Raw genomic sequence first — 11588 nt, 5'->3', positions numbered from 1 at the left:
TGGACCGCGCCCGCAGCAATGCGCAGGCCGCGAGCGCGCGGCTCGACACCGCGCGCGCCGCCGTGGCCATGCGCGAGGCCGAGGTCAGCAACGCGCAGGCGCAGCTCATCGGCTTCGACGGGCCGGCGACCTCGGCGGCGATCGGCGGCGCGCTGGCCGAGGACATCCCGCTGGTCGCCCCGATCTCGGGGCAGATCCTGCAGGTGATCCAGGAGAGCGAGACGATCCTGCCCGCCGGCGCCCCGGTCATCGAGGTGGGCGACGTGGCGGGCGACCTCGAGGTCGTGGCCGAGCTGATCTCGTCGGACGCGGTGCAGGTCGCGCCCGGAGACCGCGCCATCGTTGCCGACTGGGGCGGAGACCCGCTGGCCGCCGAGGTGACGCGGGTGGCGCCGCGCGGCGAGACCAAGGTCTCGGCGCTGGGGGTCGAGGAACAGCGCGTGACCGTGACCGCGCGCTTCACCGGCCCGCTCGAGGCGCGCGCCGGCCTTGGCCACGGTTTCCGCGTGGTGCTGCGCATCGTGACCTGGGAGTCGGACGAGGCCCTGCGCCTGCCCTCGAGCGCGCTCTTCCGCAACGGCGGGGACTGGGCGGTCTTCCGCGCCGTCGAGGGGCGCGCGGTGCTGACGCCGGTCGCGACCGGGCCGGGCAACGGGACCGCGACGCAGGTGGTCTCGGGGCTGGACGAGGGCGCGCGCGTGGTCCTCTACCCCGGCGCGGACCTCGTGGACGGCGCGCGCATCGCGCCGCGCGGCGGCGCGTGAGCCGCACCCCGCAAAGCGGGCCCCATCGGGGCCGGGGACGCGCGAACGCCTTCTGAAGGCACCGGCCGGGCCGCGCTGAACGCTGGCCCGATCCCCTCGGGCATGCTAGCCTCGCCGACACGTTTTATACCGGGTGCCGCCGGGCGGCGCCGTTTCTTTTTTGAACAGACAATTTCAGACCCGCCGCGGCAGGACCCCGGACCTGCGTCCGTGGCGGATTTAACAAGGACGTTCGAGATGCCCCAGGTCGACCAATATGTCGCCGATGTCCGCGTGCTGCGGGACGACAACGACACCCTGAATTTCCTCTACGACCGGCTGGGCAACGCCCAGACCCTCGGCGATACGGCGCTGAACCTGCCCGGCGACATCGCGGACTATCTCGACACCCGCGTCACCGCCGTCGACCTGCCGAACGTCATCGTCAACGCGCTTGGCAACCTGCCCTACGGCATCGGCTTTGCCATCCGGCAGCTGAACACCGTCTCGAACACGGTGGGATACACCATCGAGCGCCAGGTCGACGTGATGGAGGCGCTCGACCGCGCGTGGCAGCCGGCGCAGATCGCATCGGATGTGCTGGGCCGCACGTTGACGGCGATCGGGCAGCTGCGCGCCACGGTGACGGCCTCGATCGACAACCGGGCCTTCGAGGCGGATCTCCTGGAGGCAACGATGGGCGGCCAGATCGTGCCCAACCGCTTCGAGCTGGGCGCGCGCATGGCGGATTTCAGCGCCGGCCTGCAACCCTGGCTCGAGACCAAGGCGGCGCTGCTTGCCCCGGTCGAGACGGCGCTGGCGGCCTACGAGACGGCCATCGCGCGGATCGAGGCGCTGCTGCCCGACCTGCCCGAGATCCGCGCGGCGATGAACGAGGCGCTCGCGGTCTTCACCAGCGCGGCGGACATCGCGCGCGACATCTACGACGCGCTGGATATCGACATCACCATCTGGCCCCTGCCCACCTGGAACCTGATCGACGCCATCGACGCGATCAGCAGCTTCGCGGGCTTCGTGCAGAACGCCATCGAGGACATCGTCATCGGCATCCTCAACGGGCTGGGCTTCAACACCAACATCTTCGGCTTCGTGCAGGATGCCATCGACGAGATCCTCGACCCGCTCTTCGCCGCCTTCGACACGATCCAGGCGGCGGCCGAGAGCTTTGTCGCCGCGGCGCTCGAGGCACTGGAGTCGCTCGACGACCGGGTCGAGGAACTCTACCTCGCGATGTCCGAGGCGGTGGGGCTCACGACGCTCTTCGAGACCGAGATCGTGGCCCCCTCGGACGCGGGCGAGGTGCTGACGGGCACCGAGGCGGACGACGGGATCTTCGGCGCGGCGGGAAACGATACCCTCACGGGCGAGGACGGCGACGACTTCCTCTTCGGAGCGGCGGGTGACGACCGCTTCGAGGGCGGCGCGGGCAACGACGAGATGTTCGGCGGCGCGGGCAACGACACCTTCATCGGCGGCGCGGGCTCGGACGACGTGGACGGCGGCCCGGGCGTCGACAGCGCCTACCTTGCCAGCGGGATCGACGATGTGCAGATCGTCGATGGCGGCGGGGCCTGGATCTACGTCGTGGATGGCGAGGCCACGGACCGCTTCTGGCGGGTCGAGAAGTTCCGGTTCGCGGGCACGGACTACACCGCCGCCGAGCTGCGCGCGATGGCGGATGCCAGGGTGGTGACCGGCGGGGCGGGCAACGACCTGCTGACCGGCACCGCGGGCGACGACACGCTGCTGGGCCTTGCGGGCAACGACACGCTGGAGGGAGGCGCGGGCGGCGATCACCTCGACGGCGGAGCGGGCCGCGACGTGGCGAGCTACGTGAGCGCGACGCGCTCGGTCCGGGTGGACCTGCTGAACGACGCCTTCATGTACGGCGACGCGGTGGGCGACACCTTTGCCAATGTCGAGGTCTTCCAGACCGGGGGCACCGTGGACCAGCTGCGCGGCGACAACGCGGCGAACGAGTTCTACACCGGCGGGCTCAGCGACCGGCTTTACGGGCGGCAGGGCGACGACAGGCTCTTCGGAGAGGACGGGGCGGATGCGCTTTACGGCGGGATGGGCGCCGACACGATGTCAGGCGGCGACCAGGAGGACCGGCGGGATCGCTACATCTACTTCAACATCGCCGAATCCCGGCCCGGCGACGGCAACCGCGACGTCATCACCGACTTCGTGGCCGGAGAGGACCGCATCGAGATCAAACGGTTCGACGCGGACACGACGCAGGGCTTCAAGCAGGCCTTCACCTTTGTCGGAGATGCCGCGACGCTGGGCGCGGGCGAGGTCGGCTACCGGCACGAGGGCGGCAACACCATCGTGCAGGCCGAGGTGACCGGCGACGGCATCCCGGACTTCGAGATCGAGCTGACGGGCGTGATGACGCTGACCGCGGGCGACTTCCTCATCTGATCGGGTCGCCTGTCGGCTCCGGCGCCCGGCCCGCTGCGGCCGGGCGTCCGTTTTCCGCCGGGGCATTCCCCGGCGTAATTTTTTTGGCCGGCACCGAAACTCTCCAAAGGCCGGACCCGTGACTGCGTGTGGCACTGGCGGCCTGAGGGCCGCGCCAGCGCTCCGGAGGAGACGCCATAAAGGAGAGTAACATGGCCACCATCACGGTAACGACCCTCGACGACACCACGGCCGCGGATTCCGAGATCACCCTGCGCGAAGCCATCGGCATGATGGACGACACGCGCGAGGGCGACAGGATCGAGTTCGCGGACGGACTGTCGGGCACGATCACGCTGGAAGAAGGCGCGCTGACGCTCGACGCCAGCGGCTACAACGTCATCGACGGCGACGTCGACGGTGACGGCATGTCGGACATCACCATCTCGGGCGGCGGCAGCACCGGCGTCTTCATGGCGCAGTCGGGCCGCTACACCGTCCAGGACCTGGGCATCACCGAGGGCGTGGCCGAGAACGGCGGCGGCGTCTGGGTCGGCGAGGACGCCTTCGTGCGTCTGCTGCGGACCAGCGTCACGGACAACACGGCCACCGGCGACGCGGCCGGCATGGGCGGCGGCGGCGTCTACTCCGAGGGCTCGCTGGAAATCCTGCGTTCGGACATCTCGGACAACGTGGCGACCGGCGAATCCGGCTCGGGCGGCAACGTGCTGACGGCCTCGGGCGACGCGACGATCGGCTGGTCGGACATCTCGGGCGGCCAGGCGGCGCGGGCCGGCGGCGGCATCGAGGTCGGCACCGGCGACCTGCAGATCATGTCGACGCGCATCGTGGACAACACGACGGGCGACAACCCCGGCAACGGCGGCGGCCTGCACGTCACCGGCCCGGCGAACGTCGACATCATGAACAGCCTCGTGCGGGGCAACTCGGCCGGCTCCGAGGGCGGCGGCCTTTGGAACAATGCCGAGTCCACCATGACCGTTACCAGCACGGTGGTGAGCTTCAACACCGCGCGCGGTGACGACGCCGACAACGGCGGCGGCGGCATCTTCAACAACGGCGGCACCCTCGAGGTCACCAACTCGGCCGTGAACCGCAACGACGCCACCGGCGAGGCCGGCTCGGGCGGCAACCTCTTCAGCACCGACGGCATGGTCACCGTGGACTCGTCGCTGATCTCGGGCGGCACGGCGGCGCGCGCCGGCGGCGGCATCGAGGTGATCGACGGCACCGTGGACATCAGCGACACGGACCTGGTGAACAACCGCACCGGCGCGGCGCCGGGCAACGGCGGCGCGGTGCATGTGACCGGCACCGACGGCACGATGGTCACGATCAGCGACTCGAGCATCAACCGCAACGTGGCCTCCTCGGAAGGCGGCGGCCTGTGGAACAACGCAGGCTCGACCATGACGGTCGAGAACTCGCTGGTCTTCGGCAACATCGCCCAGGGCGACGATGCCGACAACGGCGGCGGCGGGCTGTTCAACAACGGCGGCACCTTCAACCTGGTCGATACCGACGTGATGGACAACGCGGCCACCGGCGCCTCGGGCTCGGGCGGCGGCATGCTGACGACGGCCGGCGCGGTGGACATCTCGGGCGGCTCCTTCACCTTCAACACGGCCCGCCGCGCGGGCGGTGCGATCGAAGGCATCGAGGGCGGCCTCACCATCGACGGCACCGACTTCAACTCGAACTCGACCGGCCCGATGCCCGGCAACGGCGGCGCGATCCATGTGACCGGCCCGGTGGTCACGACGATCTCGAACGCCTCGTTCATGATGAACTACGCCTCGGCAGAGGGCGGCGCACTGTGGAACTCGGCCATTGGCCGGATGTCCGTCAGCGATACCGAGATCACCAACAACACCGCCAACGGCACCGCCGCCGAGGACCAGGGCGGCGGCGGCGTCTTCTCGAACGGCGGGTTTACCGAGCTGACCGACGTGGACCTGAGCGGCAACACTGCCAACCGCGGCTTCGGTGACGGCGTGCTGGCCGTGTCGAACTCCAACCTCAGCATCACCGGCGGCGCGATGGACGACACCGCGCGCGAGATCGGCGAGATGGGCGACACGGTCATGGGCAGCCAGGGCTCGGACGGCCTGCGCGGCACCGACGGCATGGACGAGATCATGGGCTCCCAGGGCGACGACCGGCTCTTCGGGCTCAAGGGCGACGACATGCTCGAGGGCGGCGAGGGCAACGACATGCTCTACGGCAACCTCGGCGCCGACATGCTGACCGGCGGCGACGGCATGGACAGCTTCGTCTACTTCAGCGCCAGCGACAGCTCGGACATGGCGGCGGGCACCGACACGATCACCGACTTCGCCCAAGGCGACGACCTGATCGACCTGTCGCGCATCGACGCCGACGTCGGCACCGCCGAAGACCAGGCCTTCATGTTCGAGGGCGACGCCGGCTTCTCGGGCACGGCGGGCGAGCTGGCCTATGCCATGACCGACGGCGACACGATGGTCATGGGCGACACCGATGGCGACGGCATGGCCGACTTCGAGCTGACGCTGACCGGCTCGGTGGACCTGATGGACAGCGACTTCGTGCTCTGATCGCGTCTCATGCCGTGAGGCACGGGACGGACGCCGGCCGGGGATCCCCCGGCCGGCGTTTTCTTGTCTGCCCGCACCTTGTGAGAGGGACGCGCCGGGCAACGGATTGTTGAAGCCGGGGGACTTGCAAGTGCCCGTGAGACGGGCCAATTCTCCGTGGCTGCGCCAGAGTGTTCCGCGGTGCCCGCGCCGGTGCGCGGGACATGGCCGCGCGGGATGGCGCCACCCGCCAGCGCCGTTTTCCCCTCGCGCCGGACGGAGCCCCTCCCATGCCCTCGATCACCGTCAGCGGCGATCTCGCCGCGCGTTTCGACCAACTTGCGGGCGCCTTCCACGGCGGCGTGGCACGCGGTTTCAGCACCAGCATGGGGGTCTCGTCGGGCGCCGACAACACGGCGCTGCTGCGCGGCTCCGGGCTGATGCCCGAGACCTCGGGAGACGAGTTCCTGGGCGGCGTGATCGAGGAGATCGTGCTGAAGGAGCTGGACCTGTCGGACCTGCCGAACTTCCTCGACTGGATGGAGATCACGGGCCTGTCGATCACGGGCCACGAGATGTTCGAGCTGGTGACGCGCAGCGAGACCACGGTGACCGGGCGGCTCGACGTGGCGGCCTTCCGGGCGCATCTGAACGGGCCGGACTGGCTGATCGACGGCAGGGATGCCCCCGACACCATCGCGCCGAGCGACTGGCTGCGGCTGGAAGGCGACGACACGCTGCGCGGCGGTGGCGGCTCCGACCGGCTGGACGGCGGCGCCGGCGATGACCGGCTGATCGGCGGGCCCGGAAACGACGTGCTGGAGGGCGGCGCCGGGGCCGATGACATCGACGGCGGGCCGGGGCACGACATCGTCTCCTACGTCGGGGCGACGCGCTCGGTCCGGGTCGACCTGCAGACCGAGGCCTACCTGTACGGCGACGCGGTCGGCGACCGTTTCGCCAATGTCGAGGAGTTCCGCACCGGGTCCACCGTCGACCAGCTGCGCGGCGATGCGGGGGCCAACGTCTTTCGCACCGGCGCCCTGTCGGACCGGCTTTACGGCCGGGCGGGCGACGATGTGCTGGACGGACAGGGCGGCGCGGATGCGCTATACGGCGGGATGGGCGCGGACGTGATGACCGGCGGGCCGGACGACCGGCGCGACCGCTTCATCTATTTCAACGCCGCCGAGTCGCGCCCGGGCGCCGGCAGCCGCGACGTCATCACCGACTTCGCACCGGGCGAGGACCGCATCGAGATCAGCCGCTTCGACGCCGACACGACGCAGGGCTTCAAGCAGGCCTTCGATTTCGTGGGGCTGAACGGGCTGTCCGGCACGGCCGGAGAGCTGGGGTATCGCCACGAGAACGGCGACACCGTGGTCGAGGCCGACATGGACGGCGACGGCAGGCCCGATTTCGAGATCGAGCTTGCCGGGGTCTTGTCGCTCGCGGCAGACGATTTCCTCATCTGACGCCGGAGCGCGGGGATCAGCCCTGCGGGCCGCCCTGTTCGAGCGCGTCGAGACGGGCCTTGAGCGCCTCGTTCTCCTCGCGGGCCTTCTGCGCCATCGCGCGGACGGCGTCGAATTCCTCGCGGGTGACGAAATCGCGCTCGGCCAGCCAGCGGTCGATCATCGACTTCATCGCCGTCTCGGCCTCTTCCCGCGCGCCCTGCGCGACGCCCATGGCGTTCGTCATGAGCTGCGAGATATCGTCGAACACCTTGTTTCGCGTCTGCATCGGGAACTCCCTTGTTCACTTCCCCTCTATATGGGCCCGAGGCCCCGGGCCACAAGGTTGACTTCCCTCCGAGAGCGGGGGCAGAGACGCGCCATGCAGGCCGCCATTCCCTTTCCGCCACTGTCGCCCGAGATCGTCTCGATCTCGATCCTCGGCTTCGAGTTCGCGCTGCGCTGGTACGCGCTCGCCTATATCGTGGGCATCCTCATCGGGTGGCGGCTGGCCGTCGCGGCGGTGCGGCGCCCTGCCCTGTGGCGCGACGAGCGTCCGCCGATGTCGGCGGAAGAGGTCGAGCAGTTCCTGACATGGCTGATCCTGGGGATCATCTTGGGCGGACGGCTGGGCTACGTGCTGTTCTACCAGCCGGCCTATTACGCCGCGCATCCCTTCGAGGTGCTGCGCATCTGGGAGGGCGGCATGGCCTTTCACGGCGGGCTGCTGGGCGTCATCGCGGCGATGGTGGGCTTCTGCCTGACGCGGCGTGCGCCGGTCTGGCCCACCGCCGACATGCTGGCGCTGGCGACACCGCCGGGGCTGCTGCTGGGCCGGCTGGCGAATTTCGTCAACGCCGAGCTCTGGGGACGGCCGACCGAGCTGCCCTGGGGCGTGATCTTTCCCGGCGATGCGGCGCAGGCCTGCGGGCAGCCGCTGGGCGAGCTCTGCGCGCGGCATCCCTCGCAGCTTTACGAGGCCGGGCTCGAGGGACTGCTGCTGGGCGCGGTACTGCTCTGGCTGGCCTTCGCGCGCGGCGCGCTGAAGCGGCCGGGGCTGGTCGCGGGCGTGTTCCTGACCGGCTACGCGCTGGCGCGCTTCCTGGTGGAGTTCGTGCGGCAGCCCGATGCGCAATTCGTGACGCCGGACAACCCGCTGGGGCTGGCCTGGCATGTCGGCGGCTGGGGGCTGACCATGGGGCAGATGCTGTCGCTGCCGATGCTGCTGCTGGGCGCGGCGCTGATCCTGCGGGCGCGGAGGACGCGATGACCCCGCTGGAAGAGATCCTGCACGCCCGTATCGCCGCCGAGGGCCCGATGAGCGTGGCCGAGTACATGGCGCTGTGCCTCATGCATCCGCAGCACGGCTACTACACCACGCGCGACCCGCTGGGCGCCGCGGGCGATTTCACCACAGCGCCCGAGATCAGCCAGATGTTCGGGGAGCTGCTGGGCCTGTCGCTGGCGCAGGCCTGGGTCGACCAGGGCCGCCCCGACCGCATCGTGCTGGCCGAGCTGGGGCCCGGCCGGGGCACGCTGGCCGCCGACGCGCTGCGCGCCATGCGGGCGGTGCCGGGGCTGGCCGAGGCCGCCGAGCTGCACCTCGTCGAGGCCGCGCCGCCGCTGCGCGAGGCGCAGCGCAGCCTGCTGGCCGGGCATGCGCCGACCTGGCACGACAGCCTCGAGACGCTGCCCGAGGGGCCGCTTTTCCTGCTGGCGAACGAGTTCTTCGACGTCCTGCCCGTGCGGCAGTTCCTGCGCAACGGCGACGCCTGGTCCGAGCGCGTGATCGGCCTGCGCGACGGCGCGCTGGCCTTCGGCCTGACCGAGCCCTCGGCGCAGGCGGCGCTCGAGCACCGGCTGACGGATACGGCCGAGGGCGACATGGTCGAGACCTGCGCGCCGGCGCAGGGCCTCGCGCAGGAGATCGGCCGGCGGATCGCCGCGCATGGCGGCGCCGCGCTGATCGTGGATTACGGTGACTGGGGCAGCACCGGCGACACCTTCCAGGCGGTGAAGGCGCACGAGCGCACCGACCCGCTGGCGGCGCCCGGGCAGGCCGATCTGACCGCGCATGTGGACTTCCGCGCGCTGGCCGAAGCGGCCGATTGCCCCCACGGCAGCCTGACGCCGCAGGGGGTCTTTCTCGAGCGGCTGGGCATCACCGCGCGGGCGCAGGGGCTGGCCAGGGCACTGTCCGGTGCCGCGCTCGACAGCCACGTCGCCGCACATCGCAGGTTGACGCACCCCGACGAAATGGGTTCGCTGTTCAAGGTGCTCGGGCTGCACGCCCCGGGCGCCGCAGCCCCGCCCGGAGTGACGTCATGACCCTCGAGATCATCACCTCGGACCTTCTGACCCCGCTGCGCCACGGGTTCTTCACCCGCAAGGGCGGCGCCTCGTCCGGCGTCTTCGCAGGTCTGAACTGCGGCATCGGCTCGTCCGACCAGTCCGAGATCGTGGCGATCAACCGCGCCCGCGTGGCGCAGGCGATGGAGGTTGCGCCCGCCGCGCTGGCCACCGTCCACCAGGTCCATTCCGCAGATGTCGTCACGGTCGACGGCCCGCCCGGCGAGCCGCGCCCGCAGGCCGACGGCATGGTCACCGCGACGCCCGGAGTGGCGCTGTCGGTGCTGACGGCGGACTGCCAGCCGGTGCTCTTCGCAGACGGCGAGGCCGGCGTGATCGGCGCGGCGCACGCGGGCTGGCGCGGGGCGCTGGACGGCGTGCTCGAGGAGACCGTGGAGGCGATGGTCAGGCTGGGGGCGACGCGCGAGGACATTCGCGCGGTCATCGGCCCCACGATCAGCCAGTCCGCCTACGAGGTCGGTCCCGAGTTCCTCGAGGACTTCATCGCCGAGGACCCGCAGAACGCCCGCTTCTTCGCCGGTGGCGAGGGCGACCGGGTGCATTTCGACCTGCCCGCCTACGGGCTGCACCGTCTGCGCGAGGCCGGGGTCGAGGCGGAATGGACGCGGCATTGCACCTACTCGGACCCGGCGCGCTTCTATTCCTACCGGCGTGCGACCCACGCACGCGAGGCGGATTACGGCCGGCTCATCGCCTGCATCCGGCTGTAAATGTGGCGGGCCGGCGGAAACGAACCCGACCCGTGCACGCAATTGTCCCTGGCTTGCCAATAGTCGGCCCCATTTCGGGGCAAAGCTGCTGGCTGGGGGCGGCGCTGAACCGCCACGCGGCAGAGCACGGAGCAGACCAGTGAAGAGACCCAACCGCTTTCTCGAATCGGTGATCGCCACGGCCCGGCAGTCGCAGGTCCGACTGCCCTGGGCCCGCAGCCCGCGCCGCGACCATCGCGCGGCGCACAGCGACCGTTTCCGCACTGCAGCACGCGTAAGCGCGACTCGCGGCCATTGATTCGCAACCTCTGCGAGTAATGTGTCAATACGGTTGTCCATCCCCGGACAATGGGAGTCGGAAGGCCGGATTGACCCGGCCATCCCACTAAAATCCGTTTCAATTTTGACAATACGGGACGATTGGGTGCAGGTTCGCATCAACGAACCTCAGTCGTCCTTCTGTCGTTGTTGGTGGGGGCCAACACGGATGTGACCAGCCTTGCAAGGATGCTCACATGAACAGTCTCCACTCGACTTCTTTGGCCCTGGACGACTCCGGATCGCCGCACCCTCCGCGTGGCTCCGCCACTCTCCGGGCCGGGCGGCCTCGACGCGCCAATTCTCTCATGCGCAAATTCGAGGCCGCCGCGCTTCTTCCCGATTTCTCGATCTCGTTCCAGCAGCACGTCGGCCCCGCCGTCCGGCTGTTCGAGGACGCCTGCAGCGCCTTCGCGCGCGGCACGCTGATCCATACGGTGAACGGCCCGATCGCGATCGAGGACCTGCTGCCGGGCGACTACGTGGAGTCGAGCGCCGGCACCCAGCCGGTGACCTGGATCGGCTCGACGACCTACGTGCCCGGCGTCGTCTCGGAGGGCACCACCCTGACCGGTCTGACGCGCATCACCTCGGACGCCTTCGGCTCGGGCCGGCCGGAGACGGACGTGGTGGTCGGTCCGGCCGCACGGATGCTGGTGCACCGCCCCAAGCTGAAGTCGATCATCGGGCAGGACCGCATCCTCGTGCCGGTGTCGGACTATGCCGACGGCGACGGCATCGTGCAGGTCACGCCGGCGGGCGGCGTGCAGCTCTACCACCTGATGCTGGGCCGGCACGGCACGATCCGCGTGGGCGGGCTGGATGTCGAGACCTACCACCCCGGACAGGCCCTCGCGCGGGTCGAGGGACCGAGCGAGTGGGCGCTGTTCCTGTCGATGTTCCCTGGCATCGAGCAGCCGGGCGACTTCGGCGAGCTGACCTTCAGCCGCAGCACGCGCGAGGTGATCGACGGGCTCTGCGCGATGTGAG

9 protein-coding genes are annotated in these 11588 nt (G+C 70.2%); 8 read left to right on the top strand and 1 reads right to left on the bottom strand.

What is annotated here, in order from left to right; genetic code table 11:
* The 4 genes from SALMUC_RS26765 to SALMUC_RS28625 all read left to right on the top strand — a co-directional run.
* On the top strand, window positions 1-764 hold a 764-nt coding region (locus tag SALMUC_RS26765; protein WP_020042932.1), incomplete at its 5' end, for an efflux RND transporter periplasmic adaptor subunit.
* 237 nt (window positions 765-1001) lie between these two features.
* On the top strand, window positions 1002-3191 hold the full coding sequence (locus tag SALMUC_RS31625) for a calcium-binding protein (protein ID WP_020042931.1): 2190 nt from the start codon (window positions 1002-1004) through the stop codon (window positions 3189-3191).
* A 191-nt stretch (window positions 3192-3382) separates the two neighbouring features.
* Window positions 3383-5767: a calcium-binding protein gene (locus SALMUC_RS26755; protein WP_020042930.1), complete on the top strand. Its 2385-nt coding sequence runs from the start codon at window positions 3383-3385 to the stop codon at window positions 5765-5767.
* A gap of 269 nt (window positions 5768-6036) precedes the next feature.
* Window positions 6037-7221 carry a calcium-binding protein gene (locus SALMUC_RS28625; RefSeq protein ID WP_020042929.1) on the top strand — a complete coding sequence of 395 codons (1185 nt, stop codon included), beginning with the start codon at window positions 6037-6039 and terminating at the stop codon, window positions 7219-7221.
* A 16-nt stretch (window positions 7222-7237) separates the two neighbouring features.
* Here the strand turns inward: SALMUC_RS28625 and SALMUC_RS26740 are convergent, their stop codons facing one another.
* The gene (locus SALMUC_RS26740; RefSeq protein ID WP_020042928.1) at window positions 7238-7489 is read right to left on the bottom strand and encodes an accessory factor UbiK family protein; all 252 of its coding nucleotides are present in this window, start codon (window positions 7487-7489) and stop codon (window positions 7238-7240) included.
* Between the two features lie 93 nt (window positions 7490-7582).
* Between SALMUC_RS26740 and lgt the strand changes: the two genes are divergently transcribed.
* The 4 genes from lgt (at window position 7583) to SALMUC_RS26720 (ending at window position 11587) form a co-directional block, all read left to right on the top strand.
* Complete coding sequence (lgt, locus tag SALMUC_RS26735) at window positions 7583-8470, top strand: prolipoprotein diacylglyceryl transferase (RefSeq protein WP_020042927.1); 888 nt, start codon at window positions 7583-7585, stop codon at window positions 8468-8470.
* Window positions 8467-9528: a class I SAM-dependent methyltransferase gene (locus SALMUC_RS26730; RefSeq protein WP_020042926.1), complete on the top strand. Its 1062-nt coding sequence runs from the start codon at window positions 8467-8469 to the stop codon at window positions 9526-9528. The genes lgt and SALMUC_RS26730 overlap by 4 nt, the downstream gene beginning before the upstream one ends.
* Window positions 9525-10280, top strand: a complete 756-nt coding sequence (gene pgeF, locus SALMUC_RS26725) for a peptidoglycan editing factor PgeF (RefSeq protein ID WP_020042925.1) — start codon at window positions 9525-9527, stop codon at window positions 10278-10280. The genes SALMUC_RS26730 and pgeF overlap by 4 nt, the downstream gene beginning before the upstream one ends.
* Window positions 10281-10906: 626 nt before the next feature.
* A complete protein-coding gene (locus SALMUC_RS26720; protein WP_020042924.1) occupies window positions 10907-11587 on the top strand; it encodes a Hint domain-containing protein in 681 nt (226 codons plus the stop codon).
* Window position 11588: the final 1 nt, after the last annotated feature.

This window comes from Salipiger mucosus DSM 16094 (assembly GCF_000442255.1).
Taxonomy (GTDB): domain Bacteria; phylum Pseudomonadota; class Alphaproteobacteria; order Rhodobacterales; family Rhodobacteraceae; genus Salipiger; species Salipiger mucosus.
The sequence above is the reverse complement of the archived record's forward strand: the minus strand, read 5'-3'. Positions and strand labels throughout refer to the sequence as shown.

Bases quoted from the DNA above. Each gene is read 5' to 3' on its own strand.
- SALMUC_RS26755 (WP_020042930.1), top strand. From the start codon at position 3,383: ATGGCCACCATCACGGTAACGACCCTCGACGACACCACGGCCGCGGAT.
- SALMUC_RS28625 (WP_020042929.1), top strand. From the start codon at position 6,037: ATGCCCTCGATCACCGTCAGCGGCGATCTCGCCGCGCGTTTCGACCAA.
- lgt (WP_020042927.1), top strand. From the start codon at position 7,583: ATGCAGGCCGCCATTCCCTTTCCGCCACTGTCGCCCGAGATCGTCTCG.
- SALMUC_RS26740 (WP_020042928.1), bottom strand. From the start codon at position 7,489: ATGCAGACGCGAAACAAGGTGTTCGACGATATCTCGCAGCTCATGACG.
- SALMUC_RS31625 (WP_020042931.1), top strand. From the start codon at position 1,002: ATGCCCCAGGTCGACCAATATGTCGCCGATGTCCGCGTGCTGCGGGAC.
- SALMUC_RS26720 (WP_020042924.1), top strand. From the start codon at position 10,907: ATGCGCAAATTCGAGGCCGCCGCGCTTCTTCCCGATTTCTCGATCTCG.
- SALMUC_RS26730 (WP_020042926.1), top strand. From the start codon at position 8,467: ATGACCCCGCTGGAAGAGATCCTGCACGCCCGTATCGCCGCCGAGGGC.
- pgeF (WP_020042925.1), top strand. From the start codon at position 9,525: ATGACCCTCGAGATCATCACCTCGGACCTTCTGACCCCGCTGCGCCAC.